The following is a 25,562-nucleotide window of genomic DNA, read 5'->3' as shown; positions in this document are numbered from 1 at the left end:
GTTTGTCCGGAGCCCAACCTGTTCAGTCCGGTAGTTCCGGTCAGTTCAGCAAGCTACTGCCGAGGTAGTCGTTTTCCACGCATCCGGGCGGAATGAGATAGACGGCCGAACCGATCGGCGTTGTCCACTCGTTGAGTGCGTCGAAGTCGCTCAGTCGCTGCTGAACCGGCAGATACTGCTCTGCGATGTCGCGTTGGAACGCTGCGAAGATCAGTCCGGAGTTGGAAGTCCCCTCGCCTTCCGGTGGGTCGTCGTAGTTGTATGCCCGACGGAAGAACTGCTCCCCGTCGTGCATTCGATGGGAGCGCGCGATGTGTGATCCCGGCGGAATGACCGGGATACCGAACCTGTCGGTAGCGGTGAAATCAGCGTCGTCGAATTCGTTGGTGCCGGTCAACGGAGCGCCGTTCGACAACGTGCGACCCATCGTGAGTTCACGCGCCGGTCGATCGAGTTCGTCCCACGTATCCATTTCCATGCGAATTCTCCGGAGCACCAACGACGTTCCCCCGGACAACCAGGGTTGATCGGCCCCGTCGCACCACACCAGGGAGTCGAAGTCTCCGGTCCCCGGTGCCGGGTTGACGGTGCCGTCGACCTGGCCCATGAGATTGCGCATGGTTGTTCCCTCCGGTGTTGTTCCCCGAGCGCTGCGAAACCCTTTCTGTGTCCACCGGATCGCGGTCAGGGAGCGGACGTTCTTGGTCAGCACCCGCACCGCATGTGCGACGGTGACAGGGTCGTCGCTGCAGATCTGCAGGAGAAGATCCGTTGCGCCCCAACGATCTTCGAGTCGGTCGATCGGGTAGCTGGGGAGCGGCGTGAACCAGACGGGTGCTCGATCCCGTAATCCCAGTGCAGTGAACAGTCCAGGCCCGTAGCCGACGGTGATCGTCAGTCGCGACGGATCAACCGCCAGTTCCTTCTCGGTATCGGCCAGAGCGGGCATTCCCGCAGTGAGACGAGCAGCGTCGGCTGTCCACATCTTCATGATTCCGATGACGGCGGCCCGGTCGACTCCCGGTCGCAGGTCGAAGCCGACGAAGGTGGAGTGAGCTTGCGGCGGCGTGTCGACGCCGCCTTGATGGAGGCCGTGGAACGGAACCACGGCTTTACCGGGTGGTGGTTCGTCTGCCCTGGCCAGGGTTACCCCACCCCACGTTGTTCCCGCGACCGCAAGCGCGGCGGCGCCACCTCCGAAGAGGCGCCGCCGGCTCAGTCGGGGGTTGGTGTTCTCAGCCACCGTGATTGGGGTCGTAGTTCTCCTGATTACCGGAGAAGTCGCGGATCTGGGCCGTGAAGGTGGAACTGGAACCGTCGTCGTAGATCAGGGTGACGTCGGTTTCGGCGCCGGGGAGCAGTGGCCCCGCGAGTTCCATGAACATCAGATGATCGCCGCCCGGCGTCAGGCTGGCGGAACTGTTGGCGGGAACCCGAAAGCCACCGTCCTTGGGACGCATTGTCATTGTTCCGGCGTCGCCGGTCACAACTTCATGGAGTTCGACGCGGGCAGACGCCGGACTGGTTGCCGAGACTACTCGAACGTCCTTGTCGCCAGAATTGACGAGTTCGGCAAATGCCGCGCTCATGCCGTCCGGCGCGGCTTTGACCCATTGATCCGCGATCGTGATGGATTGTGCGGCTTCGGTTTCCTTGCCGGAATCGGCCGAACAACCGGCCAGCGCCAGGGCTGCCGTCAACGCGGCGGCGGTGAGGAGTGTGGTGCGAACAGACATGTGTATCTCCGTAGTTCACGTATCAGGTGGTTGCGCGGCGTCGCAGTGCCGCGGCGGAAAGGTCGATCAGGAGGAATGCGATCAGGCTGATGCCGAGTAGGGGAACGAACCAGCCGACCAGGGCGGTGACAGCAATCATCGCGGCAACACTGATTGGGGACAGATTTCTGATGCCACCGCGTGTGGGCGTCCGGCCCATCGCCCAGTCGGATCCTCGTGTGGGTCGTCGGCGCCACCACAGGACGTAGCCGCGAACGACGACACTCGCGAGTGCGATGGCAAGTGAAGCGAGCGCGATCTGATTGGCTAGACCGAAGAGAAGTCCCATGTGCAGCTGGATTCCCCACGATGAAAGCTTCGCTGCGAGAGGCCAATCCGAGAACCACAGCTCATCGGTGACTTTCTGCGTTGCACCGTCGATTGCGATGGTGTTGTTACTCATTACCCAGGGCTGACGCGTTTGGGCGACAGTGAATGCCGTCTGCGCGTCAGCGGGAATCGACACCTCGACGGGGCCAGTGATGCCGTGGTATCTGGCGATGCCGAGTACCGCGTCGACGCGTCCGACGTTGGTGTCCGTCAGAGTGCCGGTGGAGACAGGGGCCATGTCGTGGCCCTCGTGCCCGCCTGCTGCCGGTGGTGGAGCGTCGCCGAGTGTCTTGACCACCGAAGGAGTCTTCCAACTCAGTGCCGTTCTCACGCTGCTGACATTCTCACCGGCGTAGGTCGACCACGTGAGTCCGGTTGCCGAGAGAAACACCAGCGCCACTGCGATCCAGATACCGACAACTCCGTGCCAGTTCAGGGTTCGGCCACGGCCGCTGGATGTTCGATCCATGGTGAGAAGGCGGGCGTTGCGAGTGGTTCGGTACCGGCGGAACCAGAGATAGACACCGCCGAGGGCAACTACCCACATCCACGACGCGGCTAGTTCGCTGTACAGGCGTCCCGGTTCGCCGAGATGCAGGTTGCGGTGGAGTTGGGAAATCCAGGTTCTGACCGGCAGTGAGCCGCTGCTGCCGTACACCGCCAACTCGCCGACCGGTTGAGCCAGCACGGGGTCCACAAAAACCGCGAGCCTTTCGGACTCGCCGAGAGACGGATCGGTGAACAGAACTCGGGTGGTTTCGCCGGCGGCCGGGGCGGGACGGACCGCCGAGACCGTCAGGTCGGGGCGGTACTGCTGAGCTGAGCGGATCTGATCGTTCAGTGATGCGACCTGCCCGGTGCTGTCGGTCTGTAGGTAGTCGCTGTAGACAAATTTCTCGATGGTGGGAGCCACCGCGTAAAGGCCACCGGTCAACGCCGCGACGAGGATGAACGGTCCGATGAAGATTCCGGCGTAGAAGTGCAGGCGCAGGATCAGTGATCTGGCGTTGCCGGTCTTCTTCTTCGGAGGGGAACTGTCGTTGGAAGCGTGCGGCTGTGCGCGCTCCGTTTCGGGTGCGGACATGCGTGTACTCGATCCCGCTGTGCGCGTTTGTTAACCGCGGGCGGTTAACAAACGCGCACAGCAATGTGGCGCACGGGATTTCGTGCGCAAAAGAAAAAAGGGGAAGGAACGATGAGTTACACGAATGCCGGCGGGCCGCGAGTGCCTTCACCGGAGGCGAGAAGTTGGCGGAGAACAACTTTCGCGCGGTAGCGAGTGCGCGCGGTTACGGATGGTGGCTGCGGCGCCCAGGGCCGCAGCAGGACTGCAACGAGTGTCGCGACCGTGGACGCAGCCACGACGTAGCCGCGCTCAGCACCGCGGATTGCTGCCGCGCAGACGCCGACCGCGGCGATATGCGCCGCGAGCATGGGGAGTGACGGAACACTGCCGTGCTGGTGGTCTGAGGCAATAGCCAGCGTCGTGTGGCCGATTGCCTGTCCCGCCGCGAGCATGAGTACCAGGGCAAGGGCGGGAGAGCGGCGAATATCGACGGAAGAAACCACAGCGCCGACGCTCGCGCAGGCAAGGATCAACAAGACCACGGCGCTTTGCGACGGCGCCATGCCACCACCGCCGAGTGCGTGGGCGGCGAGGGAGACCGCGCCCGACGTACCGCCGACGAAGGCACCGCGCAACTGCGCGACATCAGCGAGGCGGGAGGTCATAGGGGTAGAGGATACAGGCACCTACTACCGAGGTTAGTAGCGGTGGAAGTTGGACAGTTGTTCGGTTGTGAAGTCGATCGGCTTTGCCCACGCATTGCGGCTCGGTATTTCGGATGCCTTCTGGCGCAATACGTACCGGACAACAGGTATGCCCGCGGATTTGCTGGACGATCGGGAGTTTCCAGGACCAAAGTCATCGAACTGTGTTGTGTAACAAATCGGCCCGCGTCAGCGGTATCAACGGCAGGCCAAGGTGGCCGCAGAGTGATAGCGTCCGACACGTGATGTCCGAATTGATTCGACCTTGACCTAGGAAAACGGTGCGCAGCGATAATAACGGTTTCAATGGCGGATCTACCCAGAACGGTTCCGGTACAACCGAGACGGATGATCTGCTGGGCGGCTCCGAGGACTCCTACGCGAATTCGGTTCGAACCGTTACCTTTACACCGAACTTCGACCTGCCACAGAGCGACGAGGTTCCGGTCAAACCACTTCCGAGCCAACGGATGCGGCAAGCGCGACGCGAAGAGCCTGCCGATTTCCGAACGTCGACACCACAGGCGATGACCTCCGTCGACGACTTGGACATCATCAAGCGTGCCAAGCGTCCGCCCGAACATGGTTTCGGCGCTCTGCTGTTCAAGCTTTCGGGTGGGCGGATCAACACCGGGCAGTCGGCGGTGGAACTCGAACATCAGGCGCTGGTCCGCCGCGCCAATCGGACTGTGCGCGGCGTGTACAAGATTGCGTTCATCTCGCTCAAGGGTGGGGTGGGGAAGACGACGGCGGCAAAGACCGTCGGCTCCACGTTTGCGTCGATCCGTGGAGATCGGATTGTTGCGATAGACGCCAACCCTGATCTGGGCACGCTCGCTGATCGGGAACATCGCGAGCATCACCTCACTGTTCGCGATCTGTTGGCAGACAGTGATATTCGTACGTACAGCGATGTGCGGTACTACACATCGCAAGGTGACAGTCGGTTGGAAATCCTTGCCAGCGAAGCGGATCCGGAAACATCGGAGTCGTTCAACGAGCAGGACTACCTCGACACCTTGCGCATCCTCGAGGTGCACTACAACATTCTCATCACCGACTGCGGCACCGGCATCATGCACTCGGCGATGTACGGAATCCTCGACGAGGCCGACGCCTTGGTGGTGGTCAGTCCGACGGCTCAGGACGGAGCGCGCAGCGCAGCCGCCACGTTGAGTTGGCTGACCAAACACGGTTACGGCGACCTGGTGAGCAGGTCGGTGGTTGCGATCAACGCCACGCGGCCCGGATCGTCGTCGCTCGATCTCGACCAACTCGAGGAAGTGTTTGCGCAGCGCGGAGTTCGGGCGGTGTGCACCCTGCCGTACGACGACCATCTCGGCGAGGGCGGCCCCATTGATCTGAAGTTGTTGAACAAACGCACTGCGCGCGCTTATCTCGAGTTGGTTGCCGCTATTGCCGACGGCTTCCCGGATTCGCAGGGTCGACACGCGTCACGGTGACGCCGAACGTCACGCATGTCAACGTCACGGATGTCGCAATATTGCTCCGTATCCGTCTGCGAGAGTGAGGCGTTCGTCGACCTGGATCAGCTCCGCCCCGGTTCGGATCGCCAGATAGGGGAGTAGTCGATTTGCGGGCGCAAAGAGTGAATTGCTGGATACTTCCTTGTCGTCGGGATCGGTGAAGAGCAGAGTCTCGACTTTGCCCTGTTCCAAGGCGTCGAGCACGCGGGCAGTGCCGTCGACCGACAGTTCGGTCTCTCGGCCCTGACCGGCCATGAAGCGTTCCGTTTCGGCGTCCATGCGCCGCAACCGTTCGGTGTCGATGAGTTCGCGAATGGCTTTGGCTACATCCGCCGGAGAGGAACCGGCGCGCGATCCGCGCTCGATCTCCACAGTGCGCAGTGACGACGGAAGATACTGTGCGAATGCTGTGCGGGACTGCACTTCACCGATGATCAGCACCAACTGAACCTTGTGTTCGCGTGCCAATGCAGCGGTACGAGTTGCAGCCTGGGTCAAGTTCTTTCGCACGTTCTCCTGCGCCAGAGATTGGGTGTCGATGTAACGGTCGGGGCCACCCACCCGGGCTTTGTGTACGGGGAACCCGTCGCCGTCGACGGATTCGCCGTAGACGTCTCTCCCGCGTGCGTCGCGCACACAGAGATCGGCGCCGGTGTGGTCGACCTTGGCGAGGATGAACGGTTCGGTGTCGTGGCCATGTGCGACGAGCGGAATCAGATAAGGCAACGAACCGACCGTCACTATGGTCGACGCTGTCGGCTCGAGCATGATGTCGTCGAGCAGAACCTCGTCGGGCGTGATCACCAGCGCGCGTCCGGCCCGGCCCGAAATTCCGTGGTGATTGTCCTTCACACTGTCGAACTGTTCGATCAATGCGTCGGGTGCCTCCTGTTTGGACAGTTGGCTGCGCATCGAACGCCACTCCAACTCGAAGAGCTCACGTGAGTTTTCACGATTGCGGACGTCCTCGAAGTACACCGAGGCAAACGGTCCTTCGCTCGAACCGACCTTCTTCAGCCGCGCAGCATGCATGGCGACTCCTCTCAGTAGTAGTCGTCGTATCTGGTTGCTCCTCTTGGCTCGCGTACCCGCTCCAGGTTGATTCGACACGAGGGCGGGGTACCCAATCCGATTGACCGCAGATTTACACCGGGTTTCGGGGAGGGAGCAGGTCATGTCGGCTCGGCGCCGCAACGGGACCATGGATACCGAGAAACGGTGGTCGGATCCGGAGGAGTTCCGTAGAGCGATGACCTTCACGTGTGTGGTGATCGCGCTCGCGCTTGCGGTGCTGTGTTCGTTGCTGCTGGTCGACAGGTCGTCGGGGCTCGGAACCCTTGCCTTCGCGCCGGCGGCGGTCTTCCTGGTTGGTGGGCTGATGGCCTTTGCTCAGACGTATCGGGTGTGGAAACGGGGCGGGGTCTGGCCCATTTGGCAGGGGGTGGGGTGGGGTCTGATGGTGTTGATGCTGATCAGTTCCGGTTTCGGAGCGGGCGCTTATGGCCCACCGCAATAAACTTCCGATTCGGCTCGCACATTTGTTCGATTGTTGCTAGTGTTGCTCCTCGTGGGGATGGTGCAGTGGGAAGCCTGCATCACCCCCACGCCAGAACCCGGTGCCTGACGCTGACTGCCTTCGGCGTCAGGCACCGACTTTGGGTGGGTGTGACATTGTCGGCGGCCGTAGATTCTGCCTTCCGTCAGGAACTGGGTTGCGGCAGAGTGCAATCCGTAACCGTGGACTTGACGCCGAGGTAGTTCAGGGCCCCGCAACGATCAGAGTCACAATCCGTCGCATGGAACTGCTTGATTCCTCAACTGTGTACGCGGGGACTGTCGAAATACCCGGTCAGAGCGGGTATGAAACGCGAGTGGGCGGGGTAGCCGAACCTAGAGTGCCGGCACATGTGTGTCGGACTTGTCGTCGGAAGAGACTGCCATGATTATTCTCGGAATCATCCTGCTGCTGATCGGATTTCTCTTGAACATTCCGATTCTGTGGACAATCGGAGTTGTCCTCTTGGTGATCGGGCTGATCTTGTTCGTGCTGGGTTCGACAGGACGGGCGGTCGGTGGTCGACGGCACTGGTACTGATCGACACTGAACGGAACCGGTTCTGAACCGGGCAACTTAATCGATCTTAGCTGGGATATTCGCCAGATCGAGGACAGGCCCCACACCCTGTGGGAGTGCAGGACCTGCCTCCGATTGGTCTTGCCAACATCTCCATGAGCGTCAACGAGTCCCAGCACGCCGGGGCGTGCGTCGAAAACAATACGGCGCAGTGGACGTGTTTGCCAACGATTTACGGAGAAATCACCCCTGAGTTCATACTTTGGGATTTCCTCCAATAAGTGAGGGTGAAGCCTTACCGCGCCAGGTTTATTCGCCGATCGCAATGGAGACTCTACGGCCGACGCCGGATTTCGACCGGTCGGATGGGAGCCGGTTCGATGGATCTACTGCTGAAAGGGAAAACCGCGATTGTGACCGGTGCTGGCAAGGGCATCGGTCTTGCCATCACCCAGGCATTGGCAGAAGAAGGCGCCCATGTGATCGCGGGTTCACGAACACGCACGGCAGACATCGAGAAACTCGAGGCCGGCGACGGGGTCACGTTTGTTGCCGTAGACCTGGCAAGTGTGGACGGTCCACCGGCATTGGCTGCGGCAGCGGCAGAGCGCGGCGGTATCGACATACTGATCAACAATGTGGGCGCGGTGACTCCGCGGACAGGCGGATTTCTCAGTGTTACCGATGCTGACTGGGATGCATCGCTGCGTGTGACGTTCATGTCCGCGGTGAGGATGATTCGGGCTGCTCTGCCTTCGATGACGGCCGGCAGTGGGAGCATCGTGACGGTCAGTTCGGTGAATGCGTTTCTTCCGGACCCAGCGGTGATCGACTACAGCGCAGCAAAAGCCGCGTTGACCAACCTGAGCAAATCGCTGTCGAAAGAGTTGGCGCCGCAGGGCATCCGGGTGAACACGGTGAGCCCAGGACCGGTGCGGACGGCGTTGTGGCTCGGGTCAGGCGGGGTGGCATCGACGCTCGCCGGTGTCGCCGGAGTCAGTGCCCAAGACATCGTGGACAGTGCGGCCGCGGGCTCGGAGACAGGCCGATTCACGTATCCGGAGGAAGTTGCGGACCTGGTGGTATTTCTCGCCGGAGGCCGTGCCGCAAACATCACCGGCGCAGATTTTGTGATCGACGGTGGCTTGATCAAAACGCTCTGAGCGTGCGCTACTTCGTGGCCGTCAGATAGCCTGAGCGTTTCGACAAATCGGCAAGTTCAGATGGAAGTTCAGGGATCGGTTGGTCGTACTCGTCTGCCAGCTCGAGGGTGTCGCGGCACTGAACCGACCAACCTCGGTCGGTCAGCCACTGTTTGGGGTCGGCGCGCTGGTCGTCGTAGAACAAGGCGGATAGGTCCAAGCCGCCAAAAGGATCTTTCTTGAAATACTTTGCTCTGATCTCGGCAAATCGTTTGCCGTCCATCCCGGATGGGAAGTAGTTCAAGGCAAGTCGACTGCCGGGCGACGAGAGTTCGTCGATTCTCTCGAACAGCGCGTCATGTGCGGTGCCGGGAAGATAGGCCAACAGTCCCTCTGCCGACCAGGCCGATGGCTTGGCGCGATCGAACCCTGACGCTGCGAGCGCGGCGGGCCAGTCATCGCGCAGATCGACGGCCACCGTGTGACGGATCGCTGTCGGTTCCGCTCCGTGCTCGGTGAGCACCTGATCTTTGAATTCCAATACCTGCGGCTGATCAACTTCGAAAACCGCAGTATCGGTGGGCCAGTTCAGCCGGTAGGCCCGCGCATCCAATCCTGCTGCCAGGATCACTGATTGGGCGACTCCTGACCTGGCGGCGTCGAGGAAGAACTCGTCGAAGAATTTGCTTCTGATGCCCATGCCGATGCCCATGAACCCGGACAGCGGAAGGTCTTCCAAGGACGACGGGTTGTCCAGAAGTGCGGTGAAATGTGGTTCGCCTGCGGCCTCGACAAACCACCGCGCATAGGAATCTTCGATCAGTGCATCGGGGCGGCGAGATTCTATTGCGCGGAACGCGGCCACTCCCAGCGCGGTCAGGCCGACGCTGCTGACAATGTCCCAGGTATCGCCGTCAGTGCGCACCTTTTTGATCCTACGCTCGTCGTGGTTCCGAATTCGAGTATCGATACTTCCCTTGCAGTTCAAGGGGTTCGGTCTGTTTCGAGATTGCCAGCTGGTTGACAGACTCAGTGCAGCCCGCCGTCAGGGTTCGCGCTTTGACTGAAGAGGAGTGCGGCCCGGCGCTTGTGTTTCGGGCAGAGCAGACGTGCGACTCCAACGCTCAGCAAGAAATGCTCAGCAAGCAATACAGGAAGGCGATAACCGGTCGCGATGACGCAGTTACAACACCACGATGTGCTCGATGATCTGGAGGCTGCCGCACGAAACGGCGGCGCCGCGTCGCAGGCGAGGTTGTACTGTGCGATCCGGCCACTGGCGGTGCGACGTGCTCGCGTCGAACTCGAGTCCGACGCAGCAGAATCCGTGGCCGACGCCGTGTGTCGTTCCGTCGTGAAGTCGGTACCGGGTAGGGCGGTATCAGACAGGGAGGCGCCGGATGGTTCGCTCGTGCAACTGGTGCACTCGACAACTCGCCGACTGATCGACCGAACGGACGCACAATCCAGGATTGGACTGCCCACCGAGATCGAGGCTCTCCCAGAGTGCTTGCGGGAGGTGCTGATCATGAGGTTGATCGTGGGCCTCGATGTCGACGGCACCGCAGTAGCGCTCGGATGGACACGCACTCAGGTGCTGCTGGAACAACATCGGGCGCTGGCGACATTGCGCACCGGCGCCCCGGCGGGGAGCACGTCGAGCTAGATCAGCGCGCGGCGAGCATCCGACGCAGATCCTTGCGGCTGGTCTTGCCGACGCCGGTCTCCGGGAATGCTTCGAGCACCTGCACTCGGTCGGGGATCTTCCAGCTCGCCAGGCCGCGCTCGCGCACAAAGGCTCGGATCTGGGCTGTCTTCGGCGGACTCGACGGGTCTGCGGCGAGGAGGAAGGCGCACGTGCGCTCACCGAGGTACTCGTCGGGAATCGCAACAACGATGGCGTCGCGAACCGCGGGGTGCGCCAGAAGGTGTTCTTCGAGTTCTTCGGCGGATACCTTCTCGCCGCCGCGGTTGATTCGGTCGACCGCACGCCCGCAGACGGTGATGTTGCCGTTCGAATCAACTCGGACCACGTCGCCGGTGCGGTACCAGCCGTTGTCGGTGAAGGAGCGGGCGTTGGCTGCCGGATTGTCGTAGTAGCCACGAATTGTGTACGGGCCCTTGGTGAGCAGCTGACCTTCGGCGCCTGCGGGTACGTCGTTGTCGTTGTCGTCGACTACCCGGATCCGGTCGAAGGGGGACATGGGGCGGCCCTGCGTGGTGAGCACGACGTCGAGGGGATCTTCGTCGCGGGTGTAACACACCAGGCCTTCGGCCATTCCGAACACCTGTTGCAGTCGTACGCCCAGTGCCGGGCCGATGCGTGCTGCCAGCTCGTCGGGGCAGCGAGCGCCGCCGACCAGTACGGATGTCAGCGACGACAGGTCGTGTGAGTGGCCACGTTCAGCTGTTTCGGTCCACAACCGGGCCAGCGGCGGAACGAGTCCCGTCATCGTCACTCCGGCGCGTTCGATCATCGCGAAGGCCGTGCTGGGGCTCGGGGACGGGGTCAACGCCACAGTTCCGCCGGCGGCGAGGGCTCCCAGGATTCCCGGGGAGCTCATCGGGAAGTTGTGGGCTACCGGCAATGTCGCGAGATAGACCGTCGAAGTGGTGACGCCGCAGATCTCGTTGCTGCGCAGCACGCTGTAGAGGTAGTCGTCGTGGGTGCGTGGAATGAGCTTGGGGATGCCGGTGCTGCCGCCGGACAGCTGCAGAAACGCCACGGATCCCGGATCGGCGGTGGCGAATTCGCGCGGTGCGGCGCGCACGGAACCGAAGTTCACGGTGCCGGCCGGAGCATCCGATCCGTAATCCGGAAGACACACAACGGTATTCAAACTCGGTGTCGAAGACGCGACCTCGAGTGCCAAGGCTCCGTGGTCGAATCCGTCGATGTGGTGCGACGTAATGATGGCGACGGCGCGCGAGGCACTGGCCAGCGCGGTCAATTCGGAGGAACGATGCGCGGGGAGGCAGAAGACAGGTACTGCGCCGATCCGGAAAAGCGCGAAGACGACGGCAACGAACTCGGCCTGGTTGGGCAGTTGGATCATCACCGGATGCTGGGCGGTGATGCCGAGATCGGCGAGTCCGGCAGCGAAGGCGTCCACGTGGGCGTCGAGTTCGGCGTACGTCCAGGTCTGCTCGGCGTCGACGACTGCGGCGGAGTGGGAATGGGCGGCGACGCTCTCGCGCAGAACCTGGTCGAAAGTCTTTCCGGCCCAGACCCCGTCACTGCGGTAGCGGGCGGCGTCGTCTGCAGGCCACGGGGTGAAGGCGAGTTGTGGTGGTGACACTTCGGAAAGCATGTCTTCCTTCACTGGTGGTGGCCCGGCGGCGTGAACAATTTCGATAAGGATAGCCTAGGCTCATGGATGTGAAGGGTGTGACTGGGCGATCTGTCGTGATTACCGGTGCCGACGGCGGTATCGGCGCGGCAACGGCGGCACTGTTCGAACAGGCCGGAGCTACGGTCGCTCGGTGGGATCTGGCAGCTCCGACGGTACCGGGTGACGGATTCGCGCTCGCGGTCGACGTGACGGATCGCCAGTGCGTCGAGCAGGCATTTGCCGCGACCACCGACGCGATCGGAACGGTGTCGGTGCTCGTGCACACGGCAGGCGTACTGCGGGCGGGTTCCGCGCTGACCGAGGACAACAACGACTGGGACGCGTGCCTGGCAGTCAACGCGACGGGGACGATGAACGTCGCCCGTGAAGCGGCTCGCCGCTTTATTGCCGCCGGTTGTGGTGTGATCACGGCGGTGGGGTCCAACGCGGCATCGACACCGCGCACGAACATGGCTGCCTACGGTGCGTCGAAGGCCGCGGCAACCGCTTACCTGCGAAGCCTCGGCCTCGAGATTGCTCCGCACGGAATCCGGTGCAACATCATTTCTCCTGGCTCGACGGACACACCCATGCTGCGCGGAATGTGGGACGGCACAGACCAATCCGCCGGGGTGATCGCCGGCGACGCCGACGCGTATCGACTCGGGATTCCACTCGGCCGACTCGCGCAACCTGATGACATCGCTGCGACGGCGTTGTTCCTCAGCTCCGACGCGGCCAGACACATCACGATGCACGACCTCCGCGTCGACGGCGGCGCCACGCTCGACATGTGAAGTCCGTACCTACAACCGATCGAAACCTACAACCGATCGAATCGAATAGGAGAGGCCAATGGCCATCCCACCCATTGCCGGCTATGTTCTGCCCCGCCGCGACGAGGTATCCGCGGACCGCGTCGACTGGCAGCTCGACCCGTCGCGCTGCGCGTTGTTGATCCACGACATGCAGCGCTACTTCATCGACGCCTACAACACCGGTGAGGAGCCCATCTCCACTGCGACGGCAAACATGGTGGCGGTTCGTGACGCCTGTGTTCGGGCTGGGATCCCGGTCGTCTACACGATGCAGCCGGGTGATCAGCATCCGTCCAGGCGAGGCATCCTGGCCGATTTCTGGGGCGAAGGTATGACAACCGGACGCGATACCGAGGTGATCGACGCGCTCACCCCCGGAGAGTCCGACATCGAGGTGACCAAGTGGCGATATTCGGCATTCCAGCGCACGGACTTGCGTCAGCTCCTCGGCCGCGTCGGTCGTGACCAGTTGATCGTGACCGGCGTGTACGCACATATGGGCTGCATGCTCAGCGCAGCCGAAGCGTTCATGAGCGACATCGAGCCGTTCATGGTCTCGGACGCGACTGCCGACTTCTCACGCGACGAGCATCTGATGGGACTGGAATACGTAGCCAAGCGGTGCGGGCGGGTGCTCACCGCTGCCGACGTACTGGGTGCGATCAGCGTGGACGAGGCCGTCGCAGAACTCAGCGGGGTGTAAGGCAGTGAACCGCATTATGTTGTCGGGGAAGATCCACCGTGCCACTGTCACGCAGGCAGACCTGCACTACGTCGGATCCGTGACCATCGACCAAGACCTCATGGAAGCGGCCGATCTGCTCGAAGGAGAGCAGGTGCACATCGTCGATATCGACAACGGTGCACGGCTCGAGACCTACGCCATCACCGGCGAACGAGGTTCCGGGGTGATCGGCATCAACGGTGCTGCAGCACATCTGATCTCGCCTGGGCACTTGGTGATCATCATGTCCTACCGCCATGTCGAGGACCGCGAGGCGAAGTCGCTGGTGCCGCGGGTCGTCCACGTCGACACCGATAACGTCATCGTGGAACTGGGCTCGGACCCGGCTCAGCCGGTGCCCGGAGCCCAAGACCAGCTCGCCTCACGCTGACCGCGACAGGTCAGGCGTGCTCGCGGCGGCGATGCTCGAGCGACTCGACGGCCTTGTCGCGCAGCGTGCGAACCCGAGCCAGGGGGCCGTCGCCGACCTGCACACGCCAGTAGCCGGATGCGTCGAGGAGATCCTTCGTCACGCCGAGTTGTTTGGCCGTAGCTCGTAATTCGCGCACGATGGATGCCTCACCGGCGATCCACATCCAGCCGGCGCCCGTGCTCGGACCGAGTGTGCGGGCGGCATCTGCCAGCAGTCGAGCGTCCGAGACGCCGTCGCGACGGTGCACCCAGGTGACGCCGGGAAGTTCGCGCTGTTCTTCTTCGGGGCCGTCGACGAGCACCGCAACGTACAGCGGCACCGAACCGTCGTGTTCTTCGACGTACCGGGCGATCGCGGGTAGCGCCGTCTCGTCACCGGCAAGCAACCACCAGTCGGCGCCGACGGGCGGAATGGTCGACACCTTCGGTCCGGCCAGGTGCAAAGTGTCACCGGGCAGTGCGTTGCGCGCCCAGTTGCCGGCGATGCCGTGGCCGTGCAGCACGAAGTCGAGATCGAGTTCGCCGGCCTCGGCGTCGAAGCGGCGCACCGTGTAGGAGCGGGCCACCGGCGCCGGACGCTTCGGCCAGTGCAGGTGGCCGTCATGCTGTTCGGGCAGCACCGGTGCTGCTCCGCTCGTTTCGGGGAGGAAGATCTTCACGTAGTCGTCGGCGCCCTCGGTGCGGAACTCGTCGACCGAGAGTTCACCGGACTGGAAGGCGCGCAGTTGCTCGCCCCCGACCGTGATCCGGCGCATGCGCGGTGTGACCTCGACAGTTCGAACGACCGTCAGCTCTCGCAGGACGATCGGCAGGTCGAGCCGTCGGGACGGGGTGGTAACCGGCATGAGCGAATTCCTCTCGCGAATGGACCTATCTATACCCAGGGTGTCAGATGACGCTCGCTTGCACTCCAGTAGGGTAGGTAACCCTAACCCCTGGTGTGGTCGAGAGAGCGATCAGGGCATGCAGGACTGCGAGGAGATCCAGTGGTGTCGAGTAAGCGTCTGGCGTTGACGGCTGCGCAGGCAGGGATGTGGTTCGCGCAACAACTCGACCCGCAGAACCCCACGTTTGTCACCGGTCAATGCATCGAGATCGTCGGCTCACTCGACCCGTCCGTTCTCGTGCGCGCTGTGGATCGTGTGGTCGCTGAAACCCCGTCGCTCATGGCGAGGTTCGGCACGGACTCCGGCGAGGTGTACCAGGAACTGGGCGCCTGGGAATACCCCGGAACCGCCGTCGTTGCACGGGAGAGCTTCGAGGTCGCACTCGCAGAGATGCGCGACCAACTTCGCGTACCACTCGATCCGAGCGCCGGGCCGGGATGTGCGGTCACTGTTTTTGCGCTCGGACGCTCGCACCACGCGTTGTTCTTCCGTATCCACCACACGTTGATCGACGTCTACGGGTACAGCTTGCTCGGCCGCAGGATCGCCGCCGTGCACAATGCCTTGGCTCAGGGCAAGGAACCGCCTGCCCCTCGCTTCGATCCCCTCGAGTCGGTGCTCGACCAGGACGCCGCTCGCGCGGGTTCCGACTCCGAGACGCTCGATCGGGACTTCTGGTCGGCCGAACTCCTGGGCGCCCAGGAATCGGTGAGTCTCTCCCGGATCGCAAGCCCACCCGCGTCGTCGGTCGCACGGACGCTCCGAGCCCACACCACGCTGATCTCTGCGGCATCGGTGGAGCGCATCTCGGCAGCCGGACGCGTTGTCGAGGGCGGCTGGGCCGAGGTCGCCACGGCCGCGGTAACGGCGTACCTGGCACGCTCGAGTGGCACGTACGACGTGACGGTTGGATTCCCGTCGATGAATCGACTGGGGACCGTTGCAGCAAAGGTTCTGACCACTGCGGTCAACGTCCTCCCACTGCGCGTAGTGGTCGACCCGAATGCCGGCCTCGTCGACCTGGCTGCGGGCGTCCGCACAGCGGTCAAGCGCACAGCCCCGCATTCCGCGTATCGCTCCGAAGACATCCATCGTGACCTGCGCCTGCCCGCGAGCAGTGCCGGACCTGTCGGCCCGACGGTCAACATCAAGCCCTTCGGCGACACCCTGCGTTTCGACGGGGCTGTTTCGAGCGTTCACTCTCTGGCCCGTGGCCCCGTGCACGACATTGCTTTCATCGTGCGTCGCCTCGACGAGAGCGGCGAGCTCGAAATCCAGATCGACGCCGACGCCGACAGGTACACGGATGCGGAGCTCACGCGTCACGCTGCGGCTCTGTGCAGGCTGCTCGAATCCGTCACCGCCGAGGGCGCCGGCGCAGCGATCGCTCAGGTGCCACTGCTGGAACCCGCAGCTCTGCAGATGCTCGACGAATGGGGCGGGCGGGCAGACGATTTCGACGCCCCCTGCCCTGATGTCATGGACCTTTTCGACGCTCGGGTCGGTGAGCGCGGTGACAGTCTTGCTCTGGTTGCAGGTGCTGATCGGTTGACCTATGCCGAATTGTCCACGCGCGTCGACGCTCTGGCAGCCGACCTTGCCTCCCAGGGCGCCGGGCCGGAGTCGTTGGTTGCACTGGCTCTACCACGATCTGCGTCGGCCGTGATTGCGCTCCTCGCGGTACTGCGGTGCGGCGGCGCGTACATTCCGCTCGACCCGCAGTTCCCCGCTTCGCGACTCGAGTACATGCTCGACGACGCTCGGCCGGCGATTCTGCTGACCACCGCCGGCTTCACCGACGCGGTCGGGGTCCCGGCGGGAACTGTAGTCGCAACACTGGCCGGCGGCGAGATCGTGTGGTCGGCAGCAGCATCCGGTGTGGTGAGCGGGGCACGTGTGGCGCCGGCCAACACCGCCTACGTCATCTACACGTCCGGTTCCACGGGAAACCCCAAGGGCGTCATGCTGGACCGCCGCGCCCTGGCACGGTTTGTCCGCTCGGCCACGGATCTCACGAGTTTCGACGCACACACCCGGTTGCTCGCCCTGACCACGCTGTCCTTCGATATCGCGGTCCTGGAATTGTTTGTCCCGCTCACCGTGGGCGGCGCGGTGATCCTCGCGGACGAGGACGAGGCCAAGGATCCGGCAGCCATTGCGGCATTGGTGAATTCGGAGTCCGTCACGGCTGTGCAGGCAACGCCCTCGCAGTGGGGCACGGTGCTCGAACATGCCGGCACCGATCTGGCCGGAGTCGCCGTCCTGGTGGGCGGTGAAGCCTTGCCCACCCGCACGGCGCAGCAGCTGAGCGAGCAGGCCCGTTCCGTGCAGAACATGTACGGACCCACCGAGGCTACGGTGTGGTGCACCAGCACGCCGGTGTTGCCGAACGTCGAATGGGCAGGTTCGATCGGCCGACCGTATGCAGGCACTGCTGTGGTGGTTCTGGATCGCTACCTGCAACCGGTCAATGTGGGCATGATCGGCGAATTGTACGTTGCGGGAAAACAACTCGCACGCGGCTATCGTGGTCGGCCCGACCTGACGGCAACCCGGTTCGTGGCTGACCCGTTCGGACGCGGCCGCATGTACCGAACCGGCGACCTGGTGCGGTGGACCGAATCCGGTCAGCTCGAATACCTGGGCCGCGGCGACGATCAGGTGAAGGTGCGTGGGCACCGCATCGAACTCGGCGAGATCGAGACCGTGGCAGGGGAGTTCGACGCGGTTGGTGCTGCTGTGGCGGTCGCCCGAAACGACGTAGGTGGCGCGGTCCATCTGGTCGGGTACGTCACGGCCGCGTCGGGAGCGCACGTCGATCCCGTTGAACTGCGCCGTTTCATCGCAGAGCGTCTACCGGCGTACATGGTGCCGTCAGCGATTGTCGTGATGGACGAGTTCCCGCTCACCCCCAACCTCAAGATCGATCGGAAGGCGTTGCCGGCGCCGGACTTCGGAGATGCGGACACGGGGCGCTCGGCCGAGACGGTTGCGGAGATCGCACTGTCCGGCATGTTTGCCGACCTGCTCGGCCTCACGATGGTGGGCGTCGACGCGGATTTCTTCACACTCGGTGGTACCTCGCTTTCCGCTACCAGACTCGTAGCACGGCTCAAGTCCGCACTCGGAGTGGAACTGTCGCTGCGTGACGTCTTCGACACGCCGACGGTGGCAGCTCTGGCCGTACGGGTGGAATCCGCGGCGCCGGCTCGTCCCGCGATTGTCGCGCACGAGCGGACGGACATTGTTCCGCTGTCGTCGGCGCAGCAGTCGTTGTGGTTCGTTCACCAGACGCAGGGTCCCTCGGCTACCTACACCATTCCGTTTGCACTGCACCTGAACGGTGCGCTGGATGCGTCAGCGCTCGAAAAGGCAGTTGCGGCAATCGTCGCCCGGCATGAGGTGTTGCGTACCGTCGTCATCGATATCGACGGTGTGGGGTTCGGTCGGGTGCTCGATGCGGCGCCGGAGTTCACGGTCAGCGAGGTTTCCGAGGGGGAGGTGCAGTCTGCGCTGCTGACCGCAGCTCGCGTGCCGTTCGACCTCGAACACGACATTCCGGTGCGCGGCCACCTGGTGCGGTCCGGCACCGACACCGCGGTCCTGCTGCTGGTAATTCACCACATCGCGGGTGACGAGTGGTCGGCCGGACCGATGCTCACCGATCTGGCAGCGGTGTACAACGGGGAGCAGTTGTCGGCCCAGCAGCCTCGAATTCAGTACTCGGACTTCGCGATCTGGCAGCAGGAGTGCGCCGAGGATCCCGCATTGCGTGCTTCCGCCGACCGGCAGCTCGCGTACTGGCGAGATCTCTTCTCCGGTGCTCCCGAAGAATTGCAGCTGCCGTACGACCGTCCTCGTCCAGCCGTACCGACGTGGCGCGGCGGTGAGGTCTGGACACACACAGGCGAACCCACGGTGGACGGACTGCGATCCGCAGCTGAGAAATCGGGCTCCACGATGTTCATGCTGGCGCAGGCAGCTGTCGCAGTTCTGCTGTCGAAACTCGGTGCCGGTGAGGACATCACGCTGGGTGCCCCGATTGCAGGCCGGGTGGACGGCAGCCTCGAAGACACCGTCGGATTCTTTGTCAACACGGTGGCGCAGCGGGTAGACCTGACCGGGCGCCCCACCCTGACCGAGGTGCTCTCGCGCGTGCGAGCAGGTGCCCTGGACGGGTTTGCGCACCAGGACGTTGCGTTCGAGCAGGTAGTCGACGCGGTGGGTGTGTCGCGATCACTCGCCCGGCATCCCTTGTTCCAGACAATGGTTCAGCATCGCACACCGCACTCGGTACCCAGCTTCACCGGACTCGCAGTGAGCCCGTCGTACATTGCCACGGGTACCGCCAAATTCGATCTGACCTTCGAGTTCGTGGAACTCACCGACGGACTCGACGTGCGGATCGAGTACGCGGAGGACCTTTTCGATCGGGCGACGGCAGAGTCGATCGCCACTCGGTTGCGCAGGGTCCTCGAATATTTTGCCACCGATGCGGACACCGGTCTGCAGAGCGTGGACGTACTGTTGCCGGCCGAAAAAAATGCACTGCCGGTGGCGGCTCACACCACCCGCCTGTTGCCAGAGCTGCTGGACGACGCCGAGCAGGAGTTCGCCGATCGAGTCGCCCTGATCTGCGGACCCGACGAATACACGTACCGAGAGCTCGCCGATCGCTCGAACAGGTTGGCGCGGTTGCTGATCCAGCGTGGTATCGGCACCGACGTGGTGGTGGGCATCGCCGTCGGGCGGAGCGTCGAGTGTGTGGTTGCGCTACGAGCGGTGATTGCTGCGGGCGCGGCGTACCTGCCGATCGATCCGTCGTATCCGCGTGCGCGAATCGAGTACATGCTGGCCGACGCCGCTCCGGCGCTGGTGATTGTCGACGAGAACACCGCGCAGTGGATTCGGCCGGATTCACAGGATGCGACTGTCGCGGAACTCGAGGGCGCCGCTGCCGCGCTAGAGCGCAACCGGGTGGGCCGCGTCGTGTCATCTGCTGCCGCAGCGTACGTCGTCTACACCTCGGGTTCCACCGGCCAGCCCAAGGGCGTGATGGGAACTGCAGGCGCACTGGCCAATCGCCTGGTGTGGCAGCGCGATCTGGTGCGCGCCGACGGGTGGGCAGATGTGCGGTTGGCAAAGAGTTCGATGAGTTTCATCGACGGTTCCACCGAACTGCTGGCCGGTCTCCTGGCCGGTGCCCGGTTGGTTTTCGCGGATGACGCGGAGTCTCGCGATGCCGGGGCGCTCGCAGATCTGATCGACCGGCACGACGTGCGGCAACTCACCGCAGTGCCGAGTCTGGCTGCGGCGCTGGCGCAGTTCCGAGAAGAATCGGCACACAGCGTCTCGAGTTGGTTCCTCAGCGGTGAACCGCTCACCCGTGCGGTGATCGATATGTTCGACGACGCCGGCACACGAGTGATCAACTCGTACGGGTCTTCCGAAGTTGCGGGTGACGTGACCTTCTGGACAGCAACATCTTCACCAGGCCGCGTGCTTATCGGCGCTCCCGTTCCCGGAGTGGGCGTGCGGATCCTCGACGCGTATCTGTGCCCGGTGCCGGACGGGGTGACGGGTGAACTGTATGTAGAAGGCATCCAGATCGCCCGCGGTTACCTGGGCCGGCCGGAGTTGACCGCCGCCCGGTTCGTCGCGGATCCGTTGGGCAGTGGTGGGCGGTTGTTCCGCACCGGAGATCTGGTGCGTCGCACTCGGTCCGGAGAACTCGACTTCGTCTCCCGCGCCGACTCTCAGATGAGTCTGCATGGATTCCGGATCGAACCCGGTGAGGTGGAGGCGGCATTGGCTTCCCACCCGTCCGTCGAACGGGCACTTGTTGTTGTGCGCGAGAGCGCAGCGGGGTCCGATCAGCTGGTCGGCTACGCAGTGCGGGTACCGGGCTGCGCCGCGCCGGACGATTCCCAGTTGCGGGCACATCTTCGAGACCTGCTGCCCGACTACATGATCCCCGCAGTGTTTGTTGTTCTCGACGAGTTTCCGGTGTTGCCCAACGGCAAGGTCGACCGCGACGCGCTCCCAGCGCCGGTACGCAGCGAGGGACGGCGCGAGCCGGCAACCGAACTGGAGCGGATCTACTGCGAGGTGCTCGCCGAACTCCTCGGCATGGCCACTGTCGGCCCCGACGAGGATTTCTTTGCTCTCGGTGGCAACTCGTTGCTCGCCACCCGATTGGCGTCGGCGATCCGCGCTCGCACAGGTCACGACGTGACGATTCGTGAGGTGTTCGACCTACGGACCCCCGCCGAGCTGGCTCAGGCGGCACAGGTCGGGAAGGTCAGACGGCCTGAATTGGTTCGCCGGGAACACGGGGCAACCGTGCCGATGTCGGCCGCGCAGGGACGCCTGTGGTTCCTGTTCCAGCTCGAGGGTCCCAGCTCCACCTACAACATCCCGTACACCATGCATCTGCGGGGCGCGGTGGATCTGGATGCGTTGCGTGGTGCGCTGACGCATGTTCTGAGCCAACACGAAACTCTGCGCACGGTCTTTACCGCCGAGTCCGGTGACGGCGAGGCCGGGCACATCGGGTACCAGCGAGTGCTTCCGATCGGAGACGTCGAACTTGACCTCACCGTTCTCGACGTGACCCCGGCTGAACTCGAGTCGGCACTCGCGCGGGAAGCCGGCTACACCTTCGACATCGCCCGCGAATTGCCGGTGCGCGCTGTTCTGCTTCGCACCGCTGCCGTCGACGCGCATCTGATGGTGCTGGTGCATCACATCGCGGCCGACGAATGGTCAGCGCGTCCGTTGGTGTCCGATCTGACCCGCGCGTATTCACACCTCGCGTCCGGCACGGGGACCATTCCCGAACTACTGCCGGTGCAGTACCGGGATTTCAGCGCGTGGCAGCCCGAAGTCCTGGGCGCGGCAAGCGATCCCGAATCGGTACTGGCCGGTCAGCTCGGATATTGGACCGGCGTGCTTGCCGGGCAGCCGGAAGAGCTTGCGCTCCCACGTGATCGGCAGCGTCCCGCGGTGTCGACGTACCGGGGATCCGCGGTCGCGTTCGAACTCGAACCGGAAGTGCGGGCTTCGTTGGCGGCAATCGCCGCGGCCGGTGGGGCAACGATGTTCATGCTCACCCACGCCGCAGTTGCCGTCCTGCTGGCCGAACTCGGAGCCGGTGACGACATCGTCGTCGGTTCACCTGTTGCCGGGCGTTCGGATGCGGCGCTCGAACGCGTGGTGGGCTTTTTTGTCAATACCTTGGTGCTACGCACCGACCTGTCGGGCGATCCGACGTTCGCGCAGTTCCTGGAGCGGGTTCGCGCTACGGACCTCGATGCCTATGCGCATCAGGATGTTCCGTTCGAGCAGTTGGTCGAGGCGATGGCCCCGGCCCGTTCCCTGTCCCGCCAGCCACTGTTCCAGATACTGGTGCAGTACCGCGACGCCGTAGACCGGATCGAGATGTCCGGGCTTGACGCGAGCCCGGTGTTCCTCGAAACCGGAACGGCCAAGTTCGACTTGACGTTCGACCTCGCTGAATCCGCCGACGGCGGGATCCGTGGTCGCATCGAATATGCCACTGATCTCTTCGATCAGAGCACGGTGGACGCGTTTGCCGGACGTTTGGTTCAGGTGCTGCGGCAGTGCGCGGCCAACCCGGAACTGCGGTTGTCCCAGCTTGATCCGACGACTCCGGCGGACCGGGCGGCACTGGTCATTGCCGAATCGGGTCGTGCAGTGCCGATAGACGGTTCGCTGACCTTGCCGGGTATGTTCGCTCGCCAGGTCGAACTCACACCGGGCGCCGTCGCGATGATCGTCGACGAGAGTGGGGAGTCGCTGACCTACACCGAACTGGATCGGCGAGTGGAGAACCTCGCCGCGACACTTCGTGGTGTGGTGCCGGTCGGTGGCGTTGTCGCGGTGGCGGTACGACGCAGTGCCGCACTGGTGGTGACACTGCTGGCGATCCACCGCGTGGGCGGCGCGTACCTTCCCCTCGACGACAGCTACCCAGTGGACCGACTCGAGTACATGCTCGCGGACGCGCGACCGTCGTTGCTGGTGGTGGGCCCGGGTATCGAACCGTTGGACGGCCTCGCTCCGATACTCGAGATCGACGAGGGTGGTACCGCAACAACACAATCGGATGTGGCCGGGGCCGTGGATGTGGTTGCACATCCCGACAGTGCCGCATACCTGCTGTACACCTCCGGTTCGACCGGGCGGCCGAAGGGCGTTCTGGTCAGTCATCGCTCCGTGGTGAACCGGTTGTTGTGGATGCAGGACGAATACCGCCTCGGCAGCGAAGATCGAGTGCTGCAGAAGACACCGGCCGGCTTCGACGTATCCGTATGGGAATTCTTCTGGCCCTTGATCACCGGAGCGACGATGGTGGTGGCTGCGCCGGACGGTCATCGGGACCCGCAGTATCTGCGTGAGGTCTTCCGGCGACGATCCGTCACCACAGCGCACTTCGTGCCGTCGATGCTTGCTGCGTTCCTCGATCACGTTGCCGTCGAACCGAATCCCCGTCCGGCGCTGACTCGCGTGTTGTGCAGCGGTGAAGCGCTCACACCTGATCATCGGGATCGGTTCCACGCGTCGGTCGATGCCGAACTGCACAACCTCTACGGTCCCACCGAGGCGGCAGTGGACGTGACGGCGTCGCAGATCGCCTCTGCTGCGGACACTAACTGGGTGACAATCGGTCGCCCGCTGTGGAATACCCGCGTGCTTGTTCTCGACGCTCGGTTGCGGCGCGTCGCCCCGGGAGTTGCCGGGGAGTTGTACCTCGGCGGTGTGCAGTTGGCGCGCGGCTACCACGACCGGGCGCCGCTGACCGCGGAGCGATTCGTAGCAGACCCGTTCGGATCCGATGGCGAAAGGCTCTACCGCACCGGCGATCTCGTGCGCTGGCGTGAATACGGTGACGCAGGCTTGGCACTCGAATATCTCGGTCGCACGGACGGCCAAGTCAAGCTGCGTGGACTTCGGGTAGAACTCGGCGAAATCGAGAACGTACTCACGTCGCATCCGACGCTTGCCCAGTGCGCTGTTGTAGCGCGACGCGGTCAGATCCATGCGTATGTGGTTCCGGTTCCGGATGGGACCGTCGTCGCAGCCGAACTTGCGGCCTTTGCGTCGACGTTGTTGCCGGACTACATGGTTCCGACGGCAATGGTGGTGCTGGAGGCTCTGCCGCTGACACCGAACGGCAAACTCGACCGTCGAGCGCTGCCGGAGCCGGTTGCTCCCGACGCGTCCGAGCGGCGAGCGCCGGAGGGCCCCGAAGAGATCGCGATGTGTGAGCTCTTTGCCGAGGCGTTGCACGTCGACGCAGTCGGTGCCGATGACGATTTCTTCATGCTCGGCGGCGACAGCATCATCTCGATTCAGGTGGTGAACGCTGCCGCTCGGCGCGGAATTACGTTCGGTCCCAAGGAGATCTTCCAATGGCGGACTCCCGCGGCACTGGCGAGGGTGGTGGATTTCGGCGTCACTGATGACGCTGAGTCCGGCCACACCGGACCAGTGGACCCGAGCGATGTGACGGGTTCGTTGGCGTTGACACCGTTGGTGCACCGCGCCCGCGAATCCGGAATTTCGCTTGCAGGTTTCGGTACCGCGCTGTCCGTCTCGACGCCCGCAGGCACCACCGCGGGCGATGTCGAGCAGGCGATGTCGGCACTGCTTCAGGCTCACGATGCACTGCGGTTGCGACTGACCCGGGTTGCGTCGGTTCTGTGGTCCCTCGAGCCGGTCGCCGATGCGGCGCTCGTGGCGGCGCAGGTCGATTGCAGCGACCTCGGGGACACGGATCTTCCGCAGCGCGCCGAGACGGAGGCTGAGGCGCTGATCGCCGAACTCGACATCGAAGATGCCAGGCCGGTGACGGCACGCTGGCTCGATGCCGGCGAATCCCGTAGCGGAATCCTGGTTGTCGCCCTGCACGCGTGTGTGGCAGATCCGGCGTCCGCCGCGGTGGTGCGAGCAGACCTCGAAACGATCTGGCGCGGGCGCGGCGCACGGTCGGTTCGACGTCCCGCCGCGACAGCCCACGGGTTTGCGGAACGATTCAACGAGTCGGCCCAGGATCCGGCGTTGATGGGGGAGTTGACGCACTGGTCGCAGGTTCTGGCGCCGGGAGCCGAGCTGCGGCCGGGTGCGCCCGCGATTCTCGCCGGCGGCCCGAGAGGGACATATCGGATGACGGTGGACGCGCGTTTGGACGGCGATGTCGAAGCCGCAACGCTGGCTGCTCTGGCCTACGGGGTGGCGAGGTGGCGAGGCACACCGGCCGAGTTGACGGTGGAACTCGAGCGTGACGCTCGCATTGCCGGAGCGGATGAACCGGACTGCACGGCGACGGTGGGCCCCTTTGCTGTCGGGGTACCGGTCCGGTTGCCGGCACTGCCTGTCGCGGTGACGTCGGAAGAGGCATTGGAGTCCGCGGCGGCGGCTCTGAGTGTCGTACCAGGGGGTATAGGCGCCGGCTACAACATGTTGCGGTACCTCAACGCGCAAACCGCCCCTGTTTTTGCGCTGTGGGGTCGGCCCGAAGTCAGTCTGCGGGTGATCCACGGTGTGGAAAGTCCAGGGGCGCAGTGCCGCGTCGACCCGCGTGTTCTCGACGTGACGGTTTACGTCACCGACGACGGGCGACTCGCTGAAATCCGGCTCGATTTCGACGCGAGTTTTTTCGGTGAAGACGATGCCCGAGCGATTACTGCAGATTTCGGGCAGGTCGAATTGAGCGCTGTTCCGTAGTTTGGATAGGCTAACCAGCAGTTGTCCACGCTGGTGAGCCAA

The 25,562-nt window shown here is 63.7% G+C and carries 17 protein-coding genes; 9 read left to right on the top strand and 8 right to left on the bottom strand.

Features of this window, described 5'->3' with window-relative positions:
* Positions 1-40: 40 nt before the first annotated feature.
* From FFI94_RS24930 to FFI94_RS24915, 4 genes are all read right to left on the bottom strand, one after another.
* On the bottom strand, positions 41-1,243 hold the full coding sequence (locus tag FFI94_RS24930; protein WP_138870173.1) for a Dyp-type peroxidase: 1,203 nt from the start codon (positions 1,241-1,243) through the stop codon (positions 41-43).
* The gene (locus tag FFI94_RS24925; RefSeq protein ID WP_138870172.1) at positions 1,236-1,736 is read right to left on the bottom strand and encodes a copper chaperone PCu(A)C; all 501 of its coding nucleotides are present in this window, start codon (positions 1,734-1,736) and stop codon (positions 1,236-1,238) included. The genes FFI94_RS24930 and FFI94_RS24925 overlap by 8 nt, the downstream gene beginning before the upstream one ends.
* A gap of 22 nt (positions 1,737-1,758) precedes the next feature.
* Positions 1,759-3,189, bottom strand: coding sequence for a PepSY domain-containing protein (locus FFI94_RS24920; RefSeq protein ID WP_138870171.1), 1,431 nt, complete (start codon positions 3,187-3,189; stop codon positions 1,759-1,761).
* A gap of 116 nt (positions 3,190-3,305) precedes the next feature.
* A complete protein-coding gene (locus tag FFI94_RS24915; RefSeq protein WP_138870170.1) occupies positions 3,306-3,836 on the bottom strand; it encodes a hypothetical protein in 531 nt (176 codons plus the stop codon).
* Between the two features lie 320 nt (positions 3,837-4,156).
* Between FFI94_RS24915 and FFI94_RS24910 the strand changes: the two genes are divergently transcribed.
* Positions 4,157-5,338 (top strand): MinD/ParA family protein, encoded by a 1,182-nt coding sequence (locus tag FFI94_RS24910; protein WP_138870169.1) that lies wholly within the window; start codon positions 4,157-4,159, stop codon positions 5,336-5,338.
* Between the two features lie 24 nt (positions 5,339-5,362).
* Here FFI94_RS24910 and FFI94_RS24905 read toward each other — a convergent pair whose 3' ends face one another.
* Positions 5,363-6,394, bottom strand: a complete 1,032-nt coding sequence (locus FFI94_RS24905) for a hypothetical protein (RefSeq protein ID WP_138870168.1) — start codon at positions 6,392-6,394, stop codon at positions 5,363-5,365.
* Positions 6,395-6,536: 142 nt separating this feature from the next.
* Here FFI94_RS24905 and FFI94_RS24900 point away from each other — a divergent pair, with 142 nt between their 5' ends.
* From FFI94_RS24900 to FFI94_RS24895, 3 genes are all read left to right on the top strand, one after another.
* Positions 6,537-6,878, top strand: a complete 342-nt coding sequence (locus FFI94_RS24900) for a hypothetical protein (protein ID WP_138870167.1) — start codon at positions 6,537-6,539, stop codon at positions 6,876-6,878.
* A 423-nt stretch (positions 6,879-7,301) separates the two neighbouring features.
* Positions 7,302-7,457: a DUF6131 family protein gene (locus FFI94_RS33835; RefSeq protein ID WP_092803415.1), complete on the top strand. Its 156-nt coding sequence runs from the start codon at positions 7,302-7,304 to the stop codon at positions 7,455-7,457.
* A gap of 359 nt (positions 7,458-7,816) precedes the next feature.
* Entirely contained in the window at positions 7,817-8,599 is a 783-nt protein-coding gene (locus tag FFI94_RS24895; RefSeq protein ID WP_138870166.1) for an oxidoreductase, read from the top strand.
* A 7-nt stretch (positions 8,600-8,606) separates the two neighbouring features.
* On the opposite strand, the gene FFI94_RS24890 is transcribed toward FFI94_RS24895, so the two are convergent.
* The gene (locus FFI94_RS24890; protein WP_138870165.1) at positions 8,607-9,503 is read right to left on the bottom strand and encodes a class I SAM-dependent methyltransferase; all 897 of its coding nucleotides are present in this window, start codon (positions 9,501-9,503) and stop codon (positions 8,607-8,609) included.
* A gap of 249 nt (positions 9,504-9,752) precedes the next feature.
* Here FFI94_RS24890 and FFI94_RS24885 point away from each other — a divergent pair, with 249 nt between their 5' ends.
* Positions 9,753-10,244 (top strand): RNA polymerase subunit sigma, encoded by a 492-nt coding sequence (locus FFI94_RS24885; protein WP_138870164.1) that lies wholly within the window; start codon positions 9,753-9,755, stop codon positions 10,242-10,244.
* A 1-nt stretch (position 10,245) separates the two neighbouring features.
* Here the strand turns inward: FFI94_RS24885 and FFI94_RS24880 are convergent, their stop codons facing one another.
* Entirely contained in the window at positions 10,246-11,889 is a 1,644-nt protein-coding gene (locus FFI94_RS24880) for a (2,3-dihydroxybenzoyl)adenylate synthase (RefSeq protein ID WP_138870163.1), read from the bottom strand.
* A gap of 62 nt (positions 11,890-11,951) precedes the next feature.
* Here FFI94_RS24880 and FFI94_RS24875 point away from each other — a divergent pair, with 62 nt between their 5' ends.
* The 3 genes from FFI94_RS24875 to panD are packed head-to-tail and all read left to right on the top strand — an operon-like array spanning position 11,952 to position 13,843.
* Complete coding sequence (locus FFI94_RS24875; RefSeq protein WP_138870162.1) at positions 11,952-12,707, top strand: SDR family oxidoreductase; 756 nt, start codon at positions 11,952-11,954, stop codon at positions 12,705-12,707.
* 58 nt (positions 12,708-12,765) lie between these two features.
* Positions 12,766-13,431: an isochorismatase family protein gene (locus tag FFI94_RS24870; RefSeq protein WP_138870161.1), complete on the top strand. Its 666-nt coding sequence runs from the start codon at positions 12,766-12,768 to the stop codon at positions 13,429-13,431.
* A gap of 4 nt (positions 13,432-13,435) precedes the next feature.
* On the top strand, positions 13,436-13,843 hold the full coding sequence (panD, locus tag FFI94_RS24865) for an aspartate 1-decarboxylase (RefSeq protein ID WP_185993316.1): 408 nt from the start codon (positions 13,436-13,438) through the stop codon (positions 13,841-13,843).
* A 10-nt stretch (positions 13,844-13,853) separates the two neighbouring features.
* Here the strand turns inward: panD and FFI94_RS24860 are convergent, their stop codons facing one another.
* Entirely contained in the window at positions 13,854-14,729 is an 876-nt protein-coding gene (locus FFI94_RS24860; protein ID WP_138870160.1) for a siderophore-interacting protein, read from the bottom strand.
* Positions 14,730-14,873: 144 nt separating this feature from the next.
* Between FFI94_RS24860 and FFI94_RS24855 the strand changes: the two genes are divergently transcribed.
* Positions 14,874-25,520, top strand: a complete 10,647-nt coding sequence (locus FFI94_RS24855) for a non-ribosomal peptide synthetase (protein ID WP_138870159.1) — start codon at positions 14,874-14,876, stop codon at positions 25,518-25,520.
* Positions 25,521-25,562: the final 42 nt, after the last annotated feature.

Origin of the sequence: Rhodococcus sp. KBS0724, assembly GCF_005938745.2 — a bacterium.
Lineage (GTDB): Bacteria > Actinomycetota > Actinomycetes > Mycobacteriales > Mycobacteriaceae > Rhodococcus_F.
The sequence above is the reverse complement of the archived record's forward strand: the minus strand, read 5'-3'. Positions and strand labels throughout refer to the sequence as shown.

What these genes read in the sequence shown, in the direction of transcription:
- FFI94_RS24925 (WP_138870172.1), bottom strand. Translation starts at nt 1,736, where the DNA reads ATGTCTGTTCGCACCACACTCCTCACCGCCGCCGCGTTGACGGCAGCC.
- FFI94_RS24920 (WP_138870171.1), bottom strand. Translation starts at nt 3,189, where the DNA reads ATGTCCGCACCCGAAACGGAGCGCGCACAGCCGCACGCTTCCAACGAC.
- FFI94_RS24915 (WP_138870170.1), bottom strand. Translation starts at nt 3,836, where the DNA reads ATGACCTCCCGCCTCGCTGATGTCGCGCAGTTGCGCGGTGCCTTCGTC.
- FFI94_RS24905 (WP_138870168.1), bottom strand. Translation starts at nt 6,394, where the DNA reads ATGCATGCTGCGCGGCTGAAGAAGGTCGGTTCGAGCGAAGGACCGTTT.
- FFI94_RS24900 (WP_138870167.1), top strand. Translation starts at nt 6,537, where the DNA reads ATGTCGGCTCGGCGCCGCAACGGGACCATGGATACCGAGAAACGGTGG.
- FFI94_RS33835 (WP_092803415.1), top strand. Translation starts at nt 7,302, where the DNA reads ATGATTATTCTCGGAATCATCCTGCTGCTGATCGGATTTCTCTTGAAC.
- FFI94_RS24895 (WP_138870166.1), top strand. Translation starts at nt 7,817, where the DNA reads ATGGATCTACTGCTGAAAGGGAAAACCGCGATTGTGACCGGTGCTGGC.
- FFI94_RS24885 (WP_138870164.1), top strand. Translation starts at nt 9,753, where the DNA reads ATGACGCAGTTACAACACCACGATGTGCTCGATGATCTGGAGGCTGCC.
- FFI94_RS24880 (WP_138870163.1), bottom strand. Translation starts at nt 11,889, where the DNA reads ATGCTTTCCGAAGTGTCACCACCACAACTCGCCTTCACCCCGTGGCCT.
- FFI94_RS24875 (WP_138870162.1), top strand. Translation starts at nt 11,952, where the DNA reads ATGGATGTGAAGGGTGTGACTGGGCGATCTGTCGTGATTACCGGTGCC.
- FFI94_RS24870 (WP_138870161.1), top strand. Translation starts at nt 12,766, where the DNA reads ATGGCCATCCCACCCATTGCCGGCTATGTTCTGCCCCGCCGCGACGAG.
- FFI94_RS24860 (WP_138870160.1), bottom strand. Translation starts at nt 14,729, where the DNA reads ATGCCGGTTACCACCCCGTCCCGACGGCTCGACCTGCCGATCGTCCTG.